A 22,337-nucleotide genomic window follows, 5' to 3' on the forward strand; every position below is an offset into this window, starting at 1 on the left:
TGCGCACGGGGTGCTAACAGTCCGGCTGGCGCAGCGTGTGCGCCAGCGGCGCGCTGCAGCCGATGAGAATGGCGCTGCAGCGCGCATGGCCTGGCGTGGCGATGCGGTACAGCGTCCCGCCGCCGATGGCGCAGAACACGGTGTCGCCGCGCGCGCCGGCAAACCAGCCCGAGTAGTAGCCGAAGGCGGCGATGCCGTTTTTCCTGAACGTGATGCCGCTTTGCCCCACCGTGTCGAGCGCTGCGCCGGTCCACGCTTGCGCATCGATGCGGATGGTGTAGAAGCTGTGCCGGATGATGACGTCCCTGTCGCCGAACGTGACCGAGCGCCGCATGGCGATGGCGCCGAAGATGGCGAGCATCAGCATGGCGCACAGACCGAGAATGCCAGCGGCCAAGGCTCCCGTGTCGCCCGGTTTTGCCGGCACGATGGCGCCCAGCATGGCGGCCAGTGCGAGCGGGCCGAACAGCAGCAGTGCCAGTGCGGCCACGCGGCCGGCCGCCAGGGGTAACTGTTCCGTACGCATGCCGCACTCCCTTGTATGTCAGATAATCAAGCTTGCCATTTTCATTTCTATTGTCTATTTTGACAAGTCTTGTTTCGTCCCGCGGAGCAGTTCAAATTCGCGTTTTTCCGCGCATCTTGGGTGCTAGAATGCAAGATTATCAATTGCCAGCCTGCCGGTCTTGCCGTGGCTGCTTTCTTGCAGACGATGACACGCAACAAACACAGTAAAATGCCCGTGCCCGACGTGGCCACCATCGTCTTTCCCGTGGTGGCCATCGGCGCCTCGGCCGGCGGACTCGACCCTATCGTCGCCTTCCTCGCCAATGTGCCGCAGGAAAGCGGCATCGCCTTTGTGGTGATCCAGCACCTTGATCCCACGCAAAAAGCCATGCTGCCGGAATTGCTGCAGCGCGCCACCAGCATTCCCGTGACGGAAATCACGCACCAGGCGGAATTGCGCCCCAACCATATCTACGTGATCCCGTCGAATGCGGACCTGACCCTGTCCAGGGGCCGTTTCGTGCTCAGCGAGCCGGTACAGCTGCGTGGCCACCGCCTGCCCATCAATATGTTTTTCGAAAGCCTGGCGAACGAGCTGGGCGAACTGGCCGTGGGCGTGATCTTTTCCGGCATGGGCAGCGACGGCACGCGCGGCTTGCAGGCGATCAAGCAGGCGGGCGGGCTGACCCTGGCCCAGCATCCGGATACGGCCAAGTTCGACATGATGCCGCAAAGCGCGATTTCCGCCGAGGTCGTGGATCTCGTCGATTTTCCCGACAAGATGCCGGACAAGATCATCAGCTATCTGTTCCGCAGCAGTTTCCTCAGCTTGCCGGGCCATGAACCGAACGGCCGCAATTCCCTGCAGGAAATCGTCGCCTTGCTGTCCGAGCACACGGGCAACAGTTTTACCGATTACAAGATCAACACGGTGCTGCGCCGCATCGAGCGGCGCATGAGCTTGTACCAAATGACGTCGATGGAAGAGTACGTTCCCTACCTGCGCGACAATCCGGCGGAAATCGACTTGCTGTTCAAGGAATTGCTGATCGGCGTGACGAGCTTTTTCCGCGACCAGAAGGTATGGGAATACCTGAAGATGGTGGTCTTGCCGCAAATGCTGGCGGCCCACCCGGACGGGCGCGCCTTCAAGGCGTGGATACCGGCCTGCTCCACGGGCGAGGAAGCGTATTCGCTGGCCATGGTGTTCCATGAAGTGGTGGCCAGCATCAACCCGCCGCAGAAGTACAGCCTGCAGATCTTCGCCACCGACCTGTCGGCCGACGCCATCGATCGCGCGCGCCAGGGGCGCTTTCCGCACAGCATCATCAGCGACGTGTCCGCCGAACGGCTGGAGCGATTCTTTGTCAATGACAAGAACGGCTATCACGTGAAGAAAGAGATCCGCAACACGATCATCTTCGCCCAGCAAAACATCATTTCGGACCCGCCGTTTACCAAGCTCGACATCTTGTGCTGCCGCAACCTGTTGATCTATCTCAATGCCAAGCTGCAGCAGCGCCTGATTCCCCTGTTTCATTACGCCTTGAACCGCGATGGGATTTTACTGCTGGGCAGCGCCGATACGCCCGGTCACTTTTCCGAGCTGTTTTCGCCGCTGACGACGTCGACCCGGCTGTACCGCCGCCTCGACAACCTGGCGCGTCAGCGCCTGCCCACGTATTTTCCCACCAAGGTTTCGTTGGCATCCCCCCCCACACCTAGCGACACGAGAGAAGTCAGCATGACCGGAAAGATTCAATCCCATGTCGAGCAATTATTGCTCCAGAAATATTCACCGGCCGCCGCGCTGCTGAACCAGGATGGGGACATCCTGTATATCAACGGCCGCACGGGCGCCTTCCTGGAGCCGGCGGCCGGCAAGGCCAACTGGAATATCCACGCCATGGCGCGCGAAGGCTTGCGCTACGAGCTGGCCGGCCTCATCAAGCAGGCGCTGCAGAGCGAAAGCGTGGTGCGGCTGAAGGGGCTGGTGGTCAAGGATCATACGGGGCAGTCGCTGGGCGTGGACTTGAGCGCCGAGGCACTGAGCCAGCCGGAATCGCTGCGCGGCATGGTCTTCGTCACGTTTTCCAGCGTGCCGCTGGTGGCCGAGGCGCGGCGCGGCCGCTCGCCCAATCCCAAGGTGCTGGAACTGGAGCAGCAGCTGGCCCAGGCGCGCAATGAAATCCAGGCCGTGCGCGACGAGATGCAGACCTCGCGCGAAGAACTGAAATCGGCCAATGAAGAATTGCAGTCGACCAATGAAGAACTGCAATCGACGAACGAGGAACTGACCACGTCGAAGGAAGAGATGCAGTCGCTCAATGAAGAGTTGTACACGGTCAATGCCGAGCTGCAATCGAAGGTCGATGATTTGTCGCTGGTCAATAGCGACATGAAGAATCTGCTCAATAGTACGGATATCGCCACCATCTTCCTCGACAGCGACTTGCGCATCCGCCGCTTCACGGCGCCGGCCACGCAGATCTACAAGCTGATCCAGACGGACTTGCGCCGCCCGCTCAGCGACATCGTCAACGACCTCGATTATCCGGGCCTGGAAGACGATGCGCTGGAAGTCATCCGCAGCCTCGTGTTTTGCGAGCGCCAGGTGCCGACCAAGAACGGGCGCTGGTACAACGTGCGCATCATGCCCTACCGCACGATTGAAAACGTGATCGACGGCGTGGTGGTGACCTTCATCAACATCACGGAGTCGAAGCTGCTGGAAGCCCAGCTGCGGCAGATGCAGAATGACGGGGCGAGCGGAGACGGCGCGGCATGAACGAGCCATTCGACGGCGGCGTGCCGGCCCGGCTGAGGGAGCAGGCCGAGCAATTGGCGGCGGAGCAGCGTCAGCCGGTGCCGCCGCTGTCGAATGAAGAGCTGATGCGGCAGATGCATGAGCTGCAGGTCAGCCAGATCGAGCTGGAGATGCAAAGCGCCGCGCTGGCCGAGCTGGAGCAGCTGAAAAATGAATTTGAAAGCAGCCGCGACCGTTATGCGCAGCTGTACGAACAGGCGCCCGTCAGCTATTTTTCGCTGGCGCGCGAAGGCGTCATCACGCGCGCCAACGAGGCTGCCTGCGGCTTGCTGCGGCGCGAGAAGAGCCGCCTGCTGGGACGGCGCTTCGAGCAGTTCATCGCGCCCCAGGCGCAGGGCGGCTTCCGCCGCTTCCTCGACGCCGTCTTCGCCAGCGGCGCGCGCCAGGTGCTCGAAGCGCAACTGTTCGAGGGTGAGGCGGGCCGCACGGGCGGCATGGTGCGCATCGAGGCCAACTACGATGCGGACAGCGCCACGGCGCGCATGCTGGTCACGGACCTGGGCGACGAACTGGCGCGCGAATCGGCCTTGCGGCGCGCCTTCGTCATCCTCGACACCATCCGCGAAGGCGTGCTGGTGACCGACAGCGGCAACCGCATCATTTCCGTCAATCCCGCCTTTACCGCCATCACCGGCTACCAGGCGGAAGAGGCCATCGGCCGCGACCCTGCCTTCCTCGGCGGCGGCACGCATTTGCCGCAGTTTTATGAAGCCATGTGGCGCAGCCTGCACCAGGACGGCAGCTGGTATGGCGAGCTGGTGAACCGGCGCAAGAATGGCGAGCGCTTCGTCGAATCGCTGTCGATCACGCCCATGCGGGCGCCGGATGGCGCCATCAGCCATTTTGTCGGCGTGTTTTCCGACATCACGGAGCGCAAGCTGGCCGAGGCGGCCCTGCGCGAGCTGCACCGCGAGCTGGACCAGCGGGTCATCGACCGCACGGCCGAATTGCTGCGGGCTAACGAGCACCTGCAGCTGGAAGTGCAGCAGCGCGAGCGGGCGCAGGAAGCGCTGCGCGACGCCGAGCGCTTCTTCCACGCCACCATCGACTCGCTGACGGACCGGGTGCTGGTGCTGGACCAGGCTGGCTGCCTCGTGCACGCCAACCAGGCTTGCCTGGCCTTCGTCGGGCAAATCGCGCAGCCGCTGCAGTACCTGGAATTTTGCGAAACGGACGCGCGCTGGCAGCGCGGCGCCGGACGCGAGCTGGCCGCCGGCATCCGCGCCGTCATTGCCGGCAGGGCCGATGCGTTTGCGCTGGAATACGAATTTGCCACGCGCTCGGGCCCGCGCTGGTCGCAGGCCCGGGTCAGCCGCTTCCTCGGCGAAGGGCCGCTGCGCGTGGTGGTGGCGCATACGGACATCACGGAACGCATGCTGATGGACGGCGCGCTGCGCCAGTCGCACGCCCAGCTGCGCCAGCTGGCGCTGCACCTGGAAACGGCCAAGGAAGACGAGCGCAAGCGCATTTCGCGCGATATCCACGATGAGCTGGGGCAAAACCTGCTGGCGCTGCGCATCGATATTTCCATGCTCAGCGCGCGCACGGAAGGCTCGCATCCGCGCCTGCACCGCCGGGTCGGTGCCGTGCTCAGCAATGTCGACACCACCATCAAGAGCGTGCGCGGCATCATGAACGAATTGCGTCCGATGGCGCTGGACCTGGGCTTGCAGGCCGCCATCGAGTGGCAGGTGGGCGACTTCCGCAAGCGCAGCGGCGTCGCCTGCCGCCTGCTGATACGCGACGAGGCGCTGTTTGCCGCCATCGCCAGCCAGGTCGAGATCGTGCTGTTCCGCATCGTGCAGGAAGCGTTGAGCAATGTCATGCGCCACGCCCAGGCCAGCGAGGTCGAGATCGAGCTCAGTTCGGACGCCTGCGCCGTGTACCTGGCCATCAGCGACGACGGCGTCGGCATTACGCCGCAGCAACAGCGCAAGAAACAGTGTTTTGGCCTGATCGGCATCGCCGAACGCGTGACGGCGCTGGGCGGGCAGTTCGAGGTGGGCTTGCCGGCGTCTGGCGCCGGTTGCCGGCTGGCCCTGCACATTCCCCTGCAGGGGCGGGGCGGCCGGGCGCCCGATGCGGAAATTTCAATGCGTTAATTTTTTGCCGACCCGGCCCCCTTGGACAGGCTATACTTTCGCCTGCTTTTTATGGAGGAGCATATCTTGTTCAAGACAATCGTTTTACCAGTCGCCTTGATGGGCGCGTTCGCCGGCGCACACGCCGACGAAGGGCAGTGGCAACCACACCAGCTGCCACAGCTGAAAGCCGAACTCAAACGGGTCGGCATCGATATTCCTGCTGAAAAACTGGCCGACCTGAGCAAGCACCCGATGAGCGCCATCGTGTCGCTGGGCGGTTGCTCGGCCGCCTTCGTCTCCGACGCGGGCCTGGTGGTGACGAACCACCATTGCGCGTACGGCGCCATCCAGCGCAATTCCACGCCGGAACACAATTACATCACCAACGGCTTCCTGGCCAAGACGCGCGCTAGCGAGCTTCCGGGCGGTCCGAACAGCCTCGTGTACGTGACGGACAAGGTGGAGAACGTCAGCGAGCGCGTGCTGAAGGGCTTGACGGCCGACATGAGCGGCCGCGCCCGCCACGAAGCCGTGGAAAAGCGCATCAAGGACCTGATCGCCGAATGCGAGACGGACAAGATGTACCGCTGCTCCGTGCCTGCCTTCCACCGCGGCCTCGAGTACTACCGCATCCGCCAGATGATGATACGCGACGTGCGCCTCGTGTACGCGCCGTCGGACAAGATCGGCAATTTCGGCGGCGACACCGACAACTATGAATGGCCGCGCCACACGGGCGATTACTCGTTCCTGCGCGCCTACGTGGGCAAGGATGGCCGTCCGGCCGACCCGTCGCCCGACAACGTGCCGTACAAGTCGAAGGACTTCCTGGTGGTCTCGGCCGAAGGCTTGAAGGCCGGCGACGGCATCTTGCTGGCGGGCTACCCCGGCCGCACCAGCCGCTACAAGCTGCCGGCGGAAATCCGCTTTGCGCGCGATACGGCCTTCCCCCTGAAGGTATCCGAACTGCAAGCCGACCTGGCCGTGATGGCCGACGCGACGCAGGGCGACGCCGCCTCCGCCGTGCGCTATGCCAGCGTGGTGAAAAGCATCAACAACGTGCTGAAGAAAACCCAGGGCTTGCTCGACGGTTTCGCGCGCAAGGACATCGCCGCCATCAAGGACGTGCAGGACGCCGAATTCCGTGCCTGGTACGCGAAGCAGCCGAACGTGTCGGCGACCCTGCTGGCCGAACTGGACGCGGCGATCGCCAGCGACATGGCCTTGAGCGAAGAAGAGTTCGCCTGGTCGGTGGCCACCAACAGCGACCTGCTGAAAAGCGCGCGCACCATCTACCGTTTGTCGCTGGAGCGCCAGAAAGCCGATGCCGAGCGCGAATCGGGCTTCCAGCAGCGCGACCTGGCCTTCATCAAGGCCCGCCTGGCTCGCCTGGAGCAGTCCTACGTCAACAAGGTCGACCAGGCGCGTTTTGAAGCCGGCCTGAAGCGCTACGCCCAGCTGGCGGCGAAGAGCCATCCGCAAGGACTGGACGCACTGCTGCCGGCGCCAGGCGCCGTGGCGGCCCTGTACCAGCAGACGCAGCTGGCTGACACGGCCAAGCGCCTGGCCTGGCTGGACAAGGACCAGGCCGCCGTGACCCGCTCCGACGACGCCTTCATGCAACTGGCCGTCAAGCTGCAGCCGGTGGAACAGGCGCTGGAAGAGCGCCGCAAGGAAATCGACGGCAACCTGGAACGCGTGATTCCGCAATACATGCAAGCCGTGATTGCCTGGAAGAAAACACAAGGCAAGCCGGTGTATCCTGACGCCAACTCGACCCTGCGCGTCACCTACGGCACGGTCTCGCCGTACTCGCCGCGCGACGGCATTACCAAGGGACCGTTTACAACCGTGGAAGGCATCGTCGAGAAAGTCACGGGCAAGGCCCCGTTCGAAGCGCCGCAAGGCTTGATCGACGCCGTCAAGCAAAAACGCTACGGCCAGTTCCGCGACCCGGCGCTGGGCACGGTTCCCGTCAACTTCCTCACCAGCGCCGACACCACGGGCGGCAATTCCGGCTCGGCCGTGATGAACAAGCGCGGCGAGCTGATCGGCCTGAACTTCGATTCCACGTATGAATCGATCACCAAGGACTGGTACTTCGACACGGCCATCACGCGCGCCATCCACCTCGACATCCGCTACATGCTGTGGGTGATGAAGGAAGTGGACCACGCGGATAACCTGCTGCAGGAAATGACGATCAAGTATCCGAAAGCTGCCAAGAAGTAAGCTTCAGTTTTAACTTCAGCTTGCCCCAGCGCAAAGCCGCATCCGCCCCAGGGCCGATGCGGCTTTTTTGCGTATGGCCAACTATTTTGAGTTCCATCAATATGCCAGCGCCCGCCATGGTTAGCATGAACCAAGGAAACTATGCGATGGAGGCAATATGGATGGTGGCGAGCTGGCAGCCGATCTGGCGCGCCTTTTCGGGGCGGGCAGACAAGTCCAGGACAGCCGCTTGCTGCGCATGGATTTTCCGCGCGAGGACGGTCCGCCCGATACCGCGCTGCTGGTCAACAGCTTGCGCGCACACGAGGAAATGTCACGCGACTTCCGCTTCGACGTCGAAGTGCTGTCGGACAATCTCCACGTCCCCCTGACGGCGATGATGGGGCGCATGGTCACGATTTCGCTGGTGCGCGATGACGGCAGCTTGCGCTATTTCAATGGTTATGTCGGCGAATTTCGCCTGTTGCGCAGCGATGGCGGTTTCGCGTTCTACCAGATGGTGCTGCAACCCTGGCTGGCGTTTTCCAGGCTGCGCATGGACAACGTCTCGTTCCACGAACGCACGGTCATCGACATCAGCGAAACGACCTTCGATCATTATTTGCAGCGCGACTGGCAAAACCGGCTGCATGAGGAAAAAGCGATATTAAGCTGCGCCAACCAGCATAATGAAACCGATTACAACCATCTGCACCGGCGCTGGGAAGACCAGGGGATCCATTACTGGTATGAACATCGCGCCGACGGCCATACGCTGTGTCTGGGCGACAACACCTGGCTGAGCGACAGCATCGATCCAGGCGACGACCATGCCAGCGCAGCCGACGAGATGGCGTTTCGCAGCGGCGCCGGCTCGCTGGAGCGCGACGGCATACGCGATTGGCAGGCAATACGCAAGATCGCTTCAGGCTCGCTCACGCTGGCCAGCTTCAACTACAAGCATCCGTATGCCAGCCGCGCCAGCGGCTACGCGCTGCACGAGCAGGGCGATGTGTTTGCCCATGAACTGTATCAAGACACCGGCTATGGCTATGCCGGCATGGGTGACGGCGAAGCGCTGGCGCAACGCCGCCTGGAGGAGCATCACTGCCAGGCGCAATACTTCGACGCTGGCGGCAATCACCGCTGCGCCCAGGCCGGGCGCAGTTTCACGCTGGGCGGACACTTCAGCGGCACGCCATCCATGCCGGTCAGAGGTGAGGAGGCGCGCCCGGACATCGGCTCGCGCGAATACCTGATCCTGTCGGTCGATCATCTCGCCAGCAACAATTACCAGGCAGGCACGGGCGCGAAGTCGCATTATGAGAACCGTTTTCGCTGCATCCGCAAGAGCATCCGCTGGTATCCGGGGCGGCAGTTCAACAGCACGCCTTGCGCGTTGCCCGGCGTGCAGACGGCGATCGTCACCGGTCCGGCAGGCGAAACCATCCATACCGATGGGCTGGGCCGGGTGAAGGTGCAATTCCACTGGGACCGTCTGGGCAAGTTCGACGCGGGCAGTTCGCCCTGGATCCGGGTCATGACGCCATGGGCGGGCCAGGCGTTTGGCCAGATCGCGCTGCCGCGCATCGGCCAGGAAGTGCTGATCCAATTTCTCGACGGCAATATCGACCGTCCCGTCATCGTCGGCGCGGTGTACAACGGCAACCATGCGCCGCCGTGGAATTTGCCGGGGCAATGCGTGCTGGGCGGCTGGCGCAGCGCCGAGCTGATGCCTGGCGGCGGCTACGGCGTGCGCGGCAACCAGCTGGTACTCGACGACACGCACCAGCGCATCCAGGCGCAACTGAAAAGCGATCATCAGCACAGCCAATTGTCGCTCGGCTGCATCAGCCGCATCGAGGATGCCCGCGGCCGCAAGGATGCGCGTGGCGAAGGCTGGGAACTGGCGTCGGACGCCTGGGGCGTGGCGCGCGCGGGCCGCGGCATGTTGCTGACCACCGAGGCACGCCCTGGCGCCGCCTCGCATATCAAGAGCATGGATGAAACCTTGCGCCGGTTGGCCGAGGCTGCTGAACGGCACAAGGCGCTTGCCGCCCTGGCGCAGCATTACGGTGCGCAAGAAAGCGCCGCCCAGCAGGGGGCCGCCGCCGATGTGCTGATAGCCCAGCATGCCGGGATCAAGGGCGGTGCCGGCAGTGGCGAACACGCATTTCCCGAACTATCGAAGCCGCATCTGGTGCTGGCCAGTCCGGCCGGTATCGAAACGACGACCGCGCAATCGACGCACATCGCCAGCGCCGAGCACACGGCGTTGACGACCGGGCACGACCTGTCGCTGGCGGCCGGCGGCGGCCTGTTCGCCAGCATCGGCGCGGCGCTGCGCCTGTTCGTCCACAAGGCGGGCATGAAACTGATCGCGGCAGCCGGCCCGGTGCAGATCGCGGCGCAAACCGATACGGTCGATATCGTCGCCCACAAGGTGCTGGAATTGATCAGTCAGGCCGACTGGGTGCATATTCGCGGCCGTAAGGGCGTGCGCCTGCATGGCGCCGATTGCATGCTTGAAATTAGCGACAAGGTACAGTTTTTTACCACGTCGCCGACGCTGTTCCATGGAAACCTGGAAACGCTGGCGCCCAAGAACCGGCCGCAACCGGAGCTGGAGCCGCCCATCGCGCCGGCAGCGGGGCAGTTGCAGCATACGATACAGGGCCATGCGGATGGGGGCCAGTACGCCAATGTGCCGTACACGCTGTACAACGGGGAAGCCGAAGTCGAGCAAGGCCTGACCGACGAATTTGGCCGCATCCTGATCGCGCACCAGGACGGCACGCCGCGCTACCGTGTCGTCCTGGGCAATGGCGAAGAGTTTTCATTGCAAGCGAGCGCGCGCTTCGACCCGAACGCGGCGCCGGACGGCGAACAGACGCTGTCGAACCGCGGTTTGCGCGCATTCGACGACACGGCCGATGGCCGCGGGGTTCAATGATTCACGACACTGACTGGAGAGCGCCATGCCTGAATCGAGCGGCCGCATCGAAACCACCCACATCGACGAAGTCGGACGGACTGCGACGAGTTCGCTCCAGTGGCTGCTGGAAAACCGCAACCTGAAGGGCAAGGCCACTCATCCGATTACGCATAACAACAAGCTGACACTGTTCATTTGCGGACAGGAAGGGTTCGCCGACATCGCCAGCGAGATTGCCAAGGCTAAAAAGTCCATCGACCTGTGCTGCTGGGGTTTCGACCCGGGCATGGAACTGGTGCGCGGCAACAGCGCCACCTGGCCGCGTGGCGAAACGTTTGGCGACTTGCTGATCGCCGCCGCACGGCGTCACGTCAGGGTGCGCCTGCTGGTCTGGTATGACCGGATCGGTTCGCCGATAGCGCGCACTATGCCGGGCTATTCGCACGATACCTCGCCATGGAAAACCGGTGGACAGCGCGCCGATGACATCAGCGCAAAAGCCAGTCTGGCGATGTTGCACGATGCGGTCGCCAGGAAACCGGAATTCAGCGGCGGTTACAGGGGGGATAGGGTCCGGCCCGAGGATATCCCAATGCTGGCGCGTGAAGAATATTGCCACAGCTGGTATGCGGCCGCGTTCCATGGCTTGTTGGAGGGCCTGGAGATTCGCTTGCGGCACGGCGACAGCACCGCGATCAGCAAGAGTATCTCTACCGAAATAAACCAGCCGCACGGCTTGACGATGGGAGAAATTGAAAAGCCCGGCATGCAATACCTGGGCACGCATCACCAGAAGCCGGTCCTGATCGATTTCTCCCACGAAAAGGGATCCAAGGCCGTCGGCTATGTGATGGGCCTGAACTCGGTGACCGATTATTGGGACACGACGGCCCATCTGCTCGACGACACGCGCCGCGAACAGGGCGGTGTCAACGAGCGGCGCGAGTGTTTGCAGGGAATGGCCGCGGACGGCGGGTTCTCCACGCTGAAACCGTACCAGGATTATGCCTGCCGCATCGACGGTGGCAAGGCATTGATCGAGCTGTACAACAATTTCGTGAAGGCATGGGACCGCGCGATCGACGACCGCACGCATCAGGCCGCCGGGGAATGCGTGAGTTGGTATTCGTCATGTAAAAACCCGCCGGCCCAGCTGTTGCGCAAGGCCGGGCCGGATGACTCCACCGTGCAGATCGTCCTGACGCAGCCAGAGGAGCAGGACAAGACGATCAAGGAAACCTACTTTCGCGCCGTGACCCAGGCCAGCCTGGCGGCCGGCTACCTGTACGTGGAAAACCAGTATTTCCAGTATGAAGAATGGGCCCGGCACTTGCTGGCCGAGCGCAAGAAGGTGGTCGCCGCGTGGAAGGCCGGCAGTGTCAAGGCGGGCAAGAGTCTTGAAGACATGCCGGTCATGCACGTATTCATCGTCATCCCCGTGCCGGAGCGCGCGCAGATGGTGCCGCGCACCCACGATACGCTGGCGGCGCTGGGGCAGCACGCTGGCATGACGGGTCAAAACAAGATGATCGATGACTACAACAAGCAGCCGAAAACCCGGCATGTCAGAGGCGGATTCGGCATCACCAACGAGGTGGAAGTCAAGTTGCCCGACGTGGTGCAGCATGCCAACGGCATCAACAAACCCGGCGTGATGACACTCGAAAGCGAATTCGGGCTGAAGGTATCGGTGGCCATGCTCAATGTCAGTGCGTTTGACAAGGACCGCTGGCGCTACCGTGAAATCTACATCCATTCCAAATTGATGCTGGTCGACGACGTGTTCATGACGCTGGGCAGCGCCAACCTGAACCAGCGCAGCATGGCCGTCGACAGCGAGATCAATATCGCCACCGACGACCACCGCGTGGCCCGCGATTTGCGCAAGCGGGTGTGGCGCATGCATAGCGGGGGATTGGTCGATGGAGGGGGCGGGACGAAGGAGGCGATTGTATTGGCGTTCGGGAACTGGGTGAAATTAATGAAAGATAATCGTAGGAAAAAAATTCGTATTCTGAAAATTCTGCAGATAAAAAAATGACCGGTTTTTTGCTGCCATTGGAAGATAAACGCAGCTCCACGATACGCTTGGGGTGAGCATGAAAAAGTATAAAAATTTCCCCCTTCCCCTGCCTGTTTTTATCTTGGCAGTTTTCCTGATTCTCACTTTAGGCGCCTGCAAAATGTCAAATGACACGAAAGAAGTCCTGCCGCGCAACCAAAGCCTGCTGCTTTTCAATCCCCATGCCGCGGATTTTATCTGTGAAACCGAGGCGAGCAAGGTGCCTCCGATCGATGCGCAAGCGGAGGACTGGTTTCTCGAAGCACGCGTTTTGGAAGATCCTGAAATTTTCGTGGAAGACCGCGATTACAAAAAAATCGTTGATCTGACGCGTCAGGCGGCAGAGCGATTGCACTGGAAGGCGATGCTCAATCTGGCCAGCTTGTATGTGGAAGGGCGCGATCCGTTATACGGTAATGAAGAGGCGGTACAACTGGTGGAAAAGGCGATGCGGCTGGGCATACCGGCGGCCTATGACCGGATGGGGACTTATTATGCGAATAGCACTGGCGTTGACGGCGACATCACTCGCGCCTATGCATTCTGGCAAAAGGCTGCTGTCATGGGAAATCCTCAGGCGATGGCATTTTTGGCGGATAAATTAAATGTTGGACCCGCCAGTGAAGGGGCGGGCTATTGGTCCAATATTCCCATCGCGACAAAAATGCTGGAATGTGCATTCGGGCAAGGATATGGTCCCGCAGCATTTGATTTGCATTATTTGTATGTGTCTCCACGGGCTGCCAATGGGAAAATAAATGGCTCGCGTAACGCTGAAACAAAAAATCGTGCATTAAAGGTATTGCATGAAGGTGTTAAGTTTGGTTGTGAGGATTGTGCAAATGCATTGGCAATTGAATTTGGTTCACCTTTTAATCTTGCCGATATGCTGGCGCCATATGTGGACAAGGCTCGTGGAGAGCGATATCGTATGCTTAGTAATGCCCTCGGCTTCAACCCCAATCGCCGCTTTCCCAACCTCGATAAAATCCTGCCATTGCCACCGGCCGATCTGCCGCCCTGGGATGGTCAACGAAAAAGCCTGCTCGACGCCGCCATGGGTGTCCGTCCGCCGCCCGCCACCCCGCAGCCAGGCGCCGCCGCGCTGTTGCAAACACCATATTTCCTGGCCGCCGACTATGCGCTGCGTCCCGCCGGTTTGCACAGCGACGCGCCGACTGCGCCGTTTTCCGCATACTGGCAACCGGCCGCTGGGCAGGGTTTGACGGAAGCGGCCCGGCTGTTCAGTGAAGGCGAAGCATTCCGCCATTTCAGCGTGCTCGATACCGCTGGCAAGGGCCGTTACGGCCCCGTGACGTGGGAACAGTGCCTGACGATACGGCACAACCATGGGGCAGTGGAACCGCGCGCGGCGCGCGGTTTGCTGCGCGAGGTGGCGCGGCCCGAGCCTTTGTTGAGCTGCGCTTGCGACCAGGCCTGTCCGGTCAGCGGCGTCTGGCAACCGTGGGTGGCGGCCGACCATCCGCTGCAGGCCATCGTCAACCAGTACTGGCGCCAGACTTGGCTGACCCAGGGCGCGCCGTTCCCGCGACCGCGCCGCGACTGGCAACTGGACTTGCCAGATAGCGACGTGACGTGGCATTTGATGGATGCCTCCCTTCCTGATCTTGGATAAGGCAATGGATCGCAATCACTCCAGCATGGCTGCCATGAGAGGACGCTTCGCGTCACTTATTTTCTTGTGCTGCCTGCTTGCCTGCAAAATGCCAGACGACAAAGTCTTGCCACGCAACCAAAGCCTGCCCCTCTTCAATCCGCATGTTCCTGACTTCATTTGCGAAATCGAGGCAAGCAAGGTGCCGCCCATCGATGCGCAAGCGGAGGATTGGTTCCTCGAAGCGCGCGCCATGGAAGATCCCGAAATTGCCGTGGAAGACCGCGATTACAAAAAAATCGTCGCTCTGACGCGTCAGGCGGCAGAGCGATTGCACTGGAAGGCGATGCTCAATCTGGCCAGCCTGTATGTGGAAGGGCGCGATCCGTTATACGGTAATGAAGAGGCGATACAACTGGTGGAAAAGGCGATGCGGCTGGGCATACCGGCGGCCTATGACCGGATGGGGACTTATTATGCGAATAGCACCGGCGTTGACGGCGACATCACTCGCGCCTATGCATTCTGGCAAAAGGCTGCTGTCATGGGAAATCCTCAGGCGATGGCATTTTTAGGAGAGAAATTAAGAGCGGGAACAGATGGTGCGATTCCAGGATATTGGGCCAATATTCCTGTAGCGATAAAAATGATGGCATGTGCGCTTTCTCAGGGATACGGGCCTGCTGCGTTTAACCTGCACTATTTGTATGCAATACCAAGAGCTGCGAATGGCGATGAGATTGGCGATCGAACTCCTACAACCAAACAGCGTGCTTTAAATGTATTGCATGAGGGTGTCAAGTTTGGCTGCGCAGAATGTGCGAGCGCACTGGCAATTGAATTTGGTTCTCCTTTTGATCTTGCCGATATGCTGGCGCCATATGTGGACAAAGCTCGCGGTGAACGTTATGCGGTACTTAATCGTGCCCTCGGCTTCAACCCCAATCGCCGCTTTCCCAACCTCGATAAAATCCTGCCATTGCCACCGGCCGATCTGCCGCCCTGGGATGGTCAACGAAAGAGCCTGCTTGACGCCGCCATGGGCGTCCGCCCACCGCCCGCCACCCCGCAGCCAAGCGCCGCCTCGCTGTTGCAAAAACCATATTTCCTGGCCGCTAACTATGCGCTGCACCCCACCGGCTTGCACAGCGACGCGCCGACTGCGCCGTTTTCCGCATACTGGCAACCTGCCGCTGGGCAGGGCTTGACGGAACCGGCCCGACTATTTCACAAAGGCGAAGCGTTCCGCCATTTCAGCACGCTGGATGCTGATGGAAACAGTCGTTATGGCCCCGTGACGTGGGAGCAGTGCCTGACGATACGGCACAACCATGGCGCCGTGGAACCGCGCGCGGTGCAGGGTTTGCTGCGCGAGGTAGCGCGGCCCGAGCCTTTGTTGAGCTGCGCTTGCGACCAGGTCTGTCCGGTCAGCGGCGTCTGGCAACCGTGGGTGGCTGCTGACCATCCGCTGCAGGCCATCGTCAACCAGTACTGGCGCCAGGCGTGGCTGAACCAGGGCGCACCGTTCCCGCGACCGCGCCGCGACTGGCTGCTCGATTTGCCTGACTACGAGGTGACGTGGCATTTGATGGATGCGTCCCTTCCTGATCTTGGATAAGGCAATGGATAGCAATCAATCCAGCATGGCTGCCGCGAGAGGACGCCTTGCGTCGCTTATTGTCTTGTGCTGCCTGCTTGCCTGCAAAATGCCTAACGACAAAGTCTTGCCACGTAACCAGAGCCTGCCGCTCTTCAATCCGCATGTTCCTGACTTCATTTGCGAAATCGAGGCAAGCAAGGTGCCGCCCATCGATGCGCAAGCCGAGGACTGGTTCCTCGAAGCGCGCGCCTTGGAAGATCCCGAAATTGCCGTGGAAGACCGCGACTACAAAAAAATCGTCGATTTGACGCGTCAGGCGGCAGAGCGATTGCACTGGAAGGCGATGCTCAATCTGGCCAGCCTGTATGTGGAAGGGCGCGATCCTTTATATGGTGAGGAAGAAGCGGTGCAACTGGTGGAAAAGGCGATGCGGCTGGGCATACCGGCGGCGTATGACCGGATGGGAACGTATTATGCGAATGGCACGGGTGTCAACGGCGACATCACGCGTGCTTATGCCTTTTGGCAAAAAGCGGCGCAGATGGGTAACCCGCAAGCGCTGGGTTTTTTAGGCGAGAAATTAACGGCTGGCGAGGATCACCCAGGTATTGATATGTGGGGCAACATCCCTGTAGCAACCAAAATGCTCGAGTGCGCGCTTGCACAAGGGTATGGCCAAGCTGCATTTGATTTGCATTATTTGTATGTGGTTTTAAGATCATCTGATGGGGCCGCAAACGGGGACAGTACCCCTGAAACAAAAGCGCGCGCTCTAAAGGTATTGCATGAGGGTGTCAAATTCGGTTGTGAAAATTGCGCTAACGCATTGCAAATAGAATTTGACCATCCCTTTGATTTATCCAATATGTTTACTCCGCACATCGATAAGGCTCGAGCCTTACGATATGGAGTGTTAGGAGATGCCCTCGGCTTCAACCCCAATCGCCGCTTTCCCAACCTCGATAAAATCCTGCCATTGCCACCGGCCGATCTGCCGCCGTGGGATGGTCAACGAAAGAGCCTGCTCGACGCCGCCATGGGTGTCCGTCCGCCGCCCGCCACCCCGCAGCCAGGCGCCGCCGCGCTGTTGCAACAACCGCACTTCCTGGCCGCCGGCTAGGCGCAGCGTCCCGCCGGTTTGCGGTCCCGGCATGGCCCCGCACTGTTCACGCGCCACGGCCTGCCGCATGGACTGTGCCACGTATAATTTCCCGCACTATCCACCGCTATTTTTTTTCGACAGGTTCCCATGCCCCAGACTCCCGATTTGCCGCCGGATTGGCACGCTTTTGAAACTGCATACGACGTCGAAGCAACCTTGTTCAGGCTGGCCAGCGCCTCGCTGGCGCTGCTGGGCGCGTCCGCCTTCAAGGATCAGGCATTTTCAGCCTTTGCCTTCAATGCCGTATCGTTCCCGTCCATTTCGCTGAGTTTTGACACCGATCCCGGTAACAGGGCGCGCGATTACTATCCTCCGGACTGGTCGAACGAGTGCATGGAAGCCGATGTGCCGGAAATCGGGCAATTGTGGGAGGAGGGCTACGCAAGGATCGAAGGTGCTTTAAGCGAGCTGATCGACGCCGCCGATGACGAGCTGCTCTGCGCCATCGAGGAAGGCTATCTGCACAGCCTCAGGAAAACCATGGTGCGGCTGGAAACGCGCCGTGCTTTCGAGCAGATCAAGACGTGCGCGCCGTTCTGGACCGTGGTCACGCAAATCGATGCCGATACGGATGAAGAGGAGCGCCTGCTCGACCAGGTGCGCCAAGGCTTTCTGCCGTGAGCGCTATATCAAGGCTTGCCAGGCCCTGACTTCTGCCTGCCGGTAGCCGAGTCAATTTGACGGTATTGCGCTTGTCCCGCCTGGCAAGGCAGCCTGGCGCAGCGCCTCCACCGGCAACTGGAAGAAGCGCGGCACCATGGCCGGCGACAGCGCGTCGCCGCCGTCCGCCATGGCCAGGCGGCCACTGAGCAGCAGCATCACGTAGCCGTGGCCCAGCGACCAGCCGGCGCTGGCGGCGGCCTTGTCCCAGCGGGGATCGAGGCCCGCTTCGCGCACGGCCGCGCCCGCCGTCTGCAGCACATATTGAAAGCACGCTTGCGCCGCTTCCTGCAGCGCGGGGAACTGGCGCACGTCCTGGTGCTCGAACATCAGCCGGTAGTGGGCAGGCGCGGCCAGGGCGAATTCGATGTATTGCTGGCCCAGCAGCTGAAAGCGCTGTTCGGCCGGCAAGCTGCCCGGCGGCGGCAGCAGCGTCTCCCATTTGGCGATCAGGCTGGCAAAGCCGGCCGCCGCCACCTCGGCCAGCAGGGCTTCCTTGCTGGGGAAGTGGCGGTACACGGCGGCGACCGACACGCCCACCGTGCGCGCCAGTTCGCGCAGCGACAGGGCGGCGTCGTGCTGCTGCGCCAGTTGCGCGATGACGGTGGCGACCAGGGTGTCGCGCAAGTTGCCGTGATGGTAGGTGCTCGTTGTTGTCATTCGATGTTATCGCTGTTCACATTGTCGTGTATGATGGGCATGTTATCACTGAAAACATGGAGAGCACATGCATGAGATGAACATTGCCGTCCGCACCGTGGACTTGCCGCCAGGCGCCAGCATCGCCCCCTTGTATCCGGGCAGCAACCTGGCCGACGCCTACGCCGTCGACTTGCCGACGGCGCAGGCGCGCCAGATGGACATGCAGATCCTGGCGCGCCAGCTGCTGGGCAAGCAGCCGGGCTGGGCGCGCAAGCTGATGGTGCTGCGCGACGCCATCGTGGCGCGTTTCGGCATCCGGACGGCAAAACAGATGGAAGCGCGGCCCGGCAAGCGCATCGGCATCTTCCGCATCTATGCCGTCAGCGACGACGAGATCATCCTGGGCGAGGATGACAGCCACCTCGATTTCCGCCTGTCCGTGCTGCGCAACCGCGACGCGGGCCGGCATGGCAGCGTCACCGTCTCCAGCGTCGTGCATTGCCACAACTGGGTGGGGCGCGCCTACATCATGCTGATCCGCCCGTTTCACAAGCTGATCGTGCGCCATTCGCTGGCGCGCGCGGCCAGGGCAGGCTTCGCCTGAGGCGGGGAGGGCGGCGGACGGCAAGGGCAATCTTGCTTATTCATGGCCGGTATTGCATACTGCACCACCAGCCTCATCACGATTCCCATGAACGATACGCTTCTCCTGCTGGGTTTTGCCACCACGCCGCTTGAACTGATTTCCTTTGTCCTGGCACTGACAACCGTTGCGCTGAACATCCGCCAGAATCACTGGGCGTGGCTGTTCGCCATCATTTCCTCGGCCGCCTACGGTTTCGTGTTTTTCGAGTCGCGCCTGTATGGCGACATGGCCTTGCAGCTGCTGTTCATCAGCGTCTCGTTCTGGGGCTGGTACCAGTGGCTGCATCCGGCCAGCGGCGGCACGACCCTGCCCGTGACGCGGCTGGGCATGCGCGGCTGGCTGGGCAGCGCCCTGGCGTGGCTGGCGGGCTTCGTGCTGCTGGCCTGGCTGCTGACCTCCACCGACACGGACGTGCCCCATGCGGACGGTTTCCTGACGGCAGGCAGCCTGGTCGGGCAGTTTTTGTTATCGCGCAAGAAGCTGGAGAACTGGATCGTCTGGATCATCGTCGACGTGCTGTACGTGTGGCTGTACCTGCACAAGGACCTGACCCTGACGGCCATCCTGTATGCCGTGTTTGTCGTCATGGCCACGATCGGCTTGCTGGCTTGGAAGAAAGCGGCGCCGGCCGCGCCTGACGCGATGGTCCTCAAGTGACGGCCCGCTGCGTGCGCGTGGCCATCCTGGGCGCGGAATCGTCGGGCAAGTCGACCCTGGCGGCCGCCCTGGCCGAGCGCTACGGCACCGTCTGGGTGCCGGAATACCTGCGTGAATTCGTCGAGACGCAGGGCAGGGTGCCCGTAGCGGCCGACCAGTTTGGGATTGCGCGAACGCAAGTCGAGCGCGAAGCGGCCGCTGCCACGCAAGCCCGCAACTATCTGTTTTGCGACACGACGCCCTTGATGACGGCCGTCTACAGCCGCCATTATTTTGCCGGTGCGGACGCCCGCCTGGCCGCGCTGGCCGCCGGCAATCACTATGGCTTGACGCTGGTGACGGCGCCCGACAGCCCGTGGGTGGCCGATGGCCTGCAGCGCGAGTCCGAAGCCGTGCGCCAGCTGATCTACCGCTACCTGCTTGACGAGCTCGACGCGCGCGGCATCGCCTATCACGTGCTGCGCGACAGCCTGGACGCGCGCCTGGAACAGGCGGCGCCCTTGCTGCAGCAGGCGCTTGCTGCTGCGCCTGCCATTTCCCTCAATTAAAAATCGAACTGCGCGGAAACTTTAAAGGTGCGGCTGGCGCCCGGGTACAGGTAGCCGCCCGCTTCCGGCGTCACGTCGCGCCAGTAGAACTTGTCGGCCACGTTGTTGACGGCGGCGCGCAGCACGGCGCGCGTGCCGGCGATGCGCGTGGCGTAAGCGGCGCCCAGGTTGAACACGTGGTAGGACGGCACGAAGGTCGTGTTGTTGTACTCAAACGCTTTCTTGCCCGCATATTCCCAGCTGCCATTGACGCTCAGGCCCGCCACTTGCTGCACGGCATAGTCCGCATGCACGGCCGCCTTGAAGGCGGGCACGTTGGGCACGCGCTTGCCGTCGAGGTCGGCACTGCCCGTGCCTGACTGCTGGCTGTTCAGGGCCGTCACGGAAGCGCCCAGGCTCAGGTTGGCTGTTGCTTTCCCCTGGGCCGACAATTCCAGGCCGCGGTGCTGGGCCTGGCCATTGCGCACGAAGTTATACTCTTCTGGATCCGAAGCCAGTGGCTGATTGAATTCCAGGCCCTTGCGGATCTGGAACAGGCTGGCCGCCACCATGAACTCCGGCGTCACATCCATCTTGGCGCCCAGTTCGATCTGCTTCGAGCGGCTCGGCGACAGCTCTTCGTTGGCATTCATCGCCTTATAGTAGGCCGTGCCGCCATGTTCCATGCCCTGCGAATAGGCCGCATACACGGACACATTGTCGAGCGGGGTATAGACGAGCGACACGTTGGGCAGCAGGAAGTCGTGCCTGGCGCGGATTTCCGTGTCGGCCTTGAGCACGTACTGGTAGCCATCGACATTGATATGGCGCAAACCGCCATGCAGCTTCCAGTTCGGCGCCAGGCTGACGATGTCCTGCACGAACACGGAGTTTTCCGTATCCTTGCGCACCAGGCGCACGGGACCCGTGACGCCGGGCGACGTGCCGACGATCTGCGGCTGGTAGATATTGCTCACGCCCACCCAGTCGTACACATACAGGCCGGCGCGGTCCTTGCGGCGGAAGGTCGAGACGCCGGCCGTGAATTCATGGCGCAGGGAGCCGGTGGCGAACTTGCCCTGGATCATGGCTTGCGCGCTCAGCGGTTTTTTCGTCTCGCCCAGGCTGCGGTAGTCGTACACGTCGTAGTCGCCATTGCCGCAGAAGCCGGGATCCATTTTTTCAGCAGCGCAGCCATACGGGAAGGCCGTGTAGTCGTCGCGCTTGAACGAGTGCTGGTTGGCCGACAGGGTGGCGTGCCAGTCGTCATTGAAGGCGTACTGGAAGCGCAGGCCGATATTGCTGGTGACGGTTTCCACGGGGCGCGTCCACGGCTGCAGGTTGAGCATGGCGTCGGCGCTGATACCGGTTGGCAAGGTTTTATTGTTCAGCAGCTGGAAGCCGGGCGCCGTCGCCTGCGCCTTGTCCTGGTAGTCGGCATCGAGCTGCAGCAGGGCTTGCGGCGAAATCTGCCAGTCGAAGGCGCCGGAAATGAACTTGCGGTTGCCGTCCGCGCCCTTGATGTAGGAGCGCAGGCGCTCGGCCGCCACGTTGACCCGGTAGCCGAAGCGCGTGTCTTCCAGACGGCCGCCCAGGTCGACGGCGCCGTACAGGGTGCCCCGCTCGCGCGCTTCCACGGTGACGGTGCGCAGCGGTGCGGCGGTCGGGCGCTTGACGATGAAGTCGATCACGCCGCCCGGCGCGGCCACGCCCGCCTGCAAGCCGGCCAGGCCTTTCAGCACTTCGATGCGCTCCTTGTTTTCCAGCGGAATTTGCGTGTCGCCGGGAATGGCCACGCCATCCTTGCGGTAGCTGGAATTGTTGTCGAGCTTGAAGCCGCGGATGGTGAATTGTTCCGCATAGCCGACGGCGTTGTAGGCATCGTTGATGCTGGCGTCGAGCTTGACGGCATCGCTGAGATTGCGAATTTGCAAGTCCTGCATGTCTTTTTGCGAAATGACGGTGACGGAAGCGGGCGTCTGCAGCAGCGGCGCGTCGGAAAAACCGCCCACGGAGGCGCGCTTGGCGGCCGGCGCCTTGCTGGCCGTGACGACGACTTCGGCCATATTCTGGGCCTGCGGCTCGGCGGCTTCGGTGCTGTCATTCGCGGCCAGGGCAGGCGCGGCAAACGCGTGCAGGATGGCCAGGGTCAAAACGGAAATAGATAAATTCGGTGTGGACATAGATTGCTCGTGGTTCAAG

15 protein-coding genes are annotated in these 22,337 nt (G+C 61.9%); 12 read left to right on the forward strand and 3 right to left on the reverse strand.

Annotated elements, in window-relative coordinates; genetic code table 11:
• Positions 1 to 13: 13 nt before the first annotated feature.
• Positions 14 to 526, reverse strand: a complete 513-nt coding sequence (locus BXA07_RS25220; protein WP_076572006.1) for a hypothetical protein — start codon at positions 524 to 526, stop codon at positions 14 to 16.
• A gap of 186 nt (positions 527 to 712) precedes the next feature.
• Here BXA07_RS25220 and BXA07_RS25225 point away from each other — a divergent pair, with 186 nt between their 5' ends.
• From BXA07_RS25225 to BXA07_RS25275, 9 genes are all read left to right on the forward strand, one after another.
• Entirely contained in the window at positions 713 to 3,295 is a 2,583-nt protein-coding gene (locus BXA07_RS25225) for a chemotaxis protein CheB (protein WP_076572094.1), read from the forward strand.
• Positions 3,292 to 5,436: a PAS domain-containing sensor histidine kinase gene (locus tag BXA07_RS25230; RefSeq protein WP_244556403.1), complete on the forward strand. Its 2,145-nt coding sequence runs from the start codon at positions 3,292 to 3,294 to the stop codon at positions 5,434 to 5,436. The genes BXA07_RS25225 and BXA07_RS25230 overlap by 4 nt, the downstream gene beginning before the upstream one ends.
• A 66-nt stretch (positions 5,437 to 5,502) precedes the next feature.
• Entirely contained in the window at positions 5,503 to 7,650 is a 2,148-nt protein-coding gene (locus BXA07_RS25235) for a S46 family peptidase (RefSeq protein WP_348532972.1), read from the forward strand.
• Positions 7,651 to 7,807: 157 nt separating this feature from the next.
• A complete protein-coding gene (tssI, locus tag BXA07_RS25240) occupies positions 7,808 to 10,582 on the forward strand; it encodes a type VI secretion system Vgr family protein (protein WP_076572010.1) in 2,775 nt (924 codons plus the stop codon).
• A gap of 25 nt (positions 10,583 to 10,607) precedes the next feature.
• A complete protein-coding gene (locus BXA07_RS25245) occupies positions 10,608 to 12,605 on the forward strand; it encodes a phospholipase D-like domain-containing protein (RefSeq protein ID WP_244556404.1) in 1,998 nt (665 codons plus the stop codon).
• 58 nt (positions 12,606 to 12,663) lie between these two features.
• Positions 12,664 to 14,262: a tetratricopeptide repeat protein gene (locus BXA07_RS30410; RefSeq protein ID WP_139335746.1), complete on the forward strand. Its 1,599-nt coding sequence runs from the start codon at positions 12,664 to 12,666 to the stop codon at positions 14,260 to 14,262.
• A gap of 4 nt (positions 14,263 to 14,266) precedes the next feature.
• The gene (locus tag BXA07_RS30415; RefSeq protein ID WP_139335747.1) at positions 14,267 to 15,859 is read left to right on the forward strand and encodes a tetratricopeptide repeat protein; all 1,593 of its coding nucleotides are present in this window, start codon (positions 14,267 to 14,269) and stop codon (positions 15,857 to 15,859) included.
• A 4-nt stretch (positions 15,860 to 15,863) separates the two neighbouring features.
• Entirely contained in the window at positions 15,864 to 16,961 is a 1,098-nt protein-coding gene (locus BXA07_RS25270; RefSeq protein ID WP_076572016.1) for a tetratricopeptide repeat protein, read from the forward strand.
• A 129-nt stretch (positions 16,962 to 17,090) separates the two neighbouring features.
• On the forward strand, positions 17,091 to 17,624 hold the full coding sequence (locus BXA07_RS25275) for a hypothetical protein (protein WP_076572018.1): 534 nt from the start codon (positions 17,091 to 17,093) through the stop codon (positions 17,622 to 17,624).
• A gap of 51 nt (positions 17,625 to 17,675) precedes the next feature.
• On the opposite strand, the gene BXA07_RS25280 is transcribed toward BXA07_RS25275, so the two are convergent.
• A complete protein-coding gene (locus BXA07_RS25280) occupies positions 17,676 to 18,323 on the reverse strand; it encodes a TetR/AcrR family transcriptional regulator (RefSeq protein WP_083708527.1) in 648 nt (215 codons plus the stop codon).
• Between the two features lie 67 nt (positions 18,324 to 18,390).
• Between BXA07_RS25280 and BXA07_RS25285 the strand changes: the two genes are divergently transcribed.
• The 3 genes from BXA07_RS25285 to BXA07_RS25295 all read left to right on the forward strand — a co-directional run bounded on the left by BXA07_RS25285 (position 18,391) and on the right by BXA07_RS25295 (position 20,156).
• Positions 18,391 to 18,909, forward strand: a complete 519-nt coding sequence (locus tag BXA07_RS25285) for a DUF2867 domain-containing protein (RefSeq protein WP_076572021.1) — start codon at positions 18,391 to 18,393, stop codon at positions 18,907 to 18,909.
• 87 nt (positions 18,910 to 18,996) lie between these two features.
• Positions 18,997 to 19,608 carry a nicotinamide riboside transporter PnuC gene (pnuC, locus tag BXA07_RS25290; protein ID WP_076572100.1) on the forward strand — a complete coding sequence of 204 codons (612 nt, stop codon included), beginning with the start codon at positions 18,997 to 18,999 and terminating at the stop codon, positions 19,606 to 19,608.
• Positions 19,605 to 20,156 carry an AAA family ATPase gene (locus BXA07_RS25295; protein ID WP_083708528.1) on the forward strand — a complete coding sequence of 184 codons (552 nt, stop codon included), beginning with the start codon at positions 19,605 to 19,607 and terminating at the stop codon, positions 20,154 to 20,156. The genes pnuC and BXA07_RS25295 overlap by 4 nt, the downstream gene beginning before the upstream one ends.
• Here the strand turns inward: BXA07_RS25295 and BXA07_RS25300 are convergent.
• Positions 20,153 to 22,318 carry a TonB-dependent siderophore receptor gene (locus BXA07_RS25300; protein WP_076572023.1) on the reverse strand — a complete coding sequence of 722 codons (2,166 nt, stop codon included), beginning with the start codon at positions 22,316 to 22,318 and terminating at the stop codon, positions 20,153 to 20,155. The genes BXA07_RS25295 and BXA07_RS25300 overlap by 4 nt on opposite strands.
• Positions 22,319 to 22,337: the final 19 nt, after the last annotated feature.

Source organism: Janthinobacterium sp. TND4EL3 (assembly GCF_900156175.1).
GTDB lineage: Bacteria > Pseudomonadota > Gammaproteobacteria > Burkholderiales > Burkholderiaceae_D > Janthinobacterium.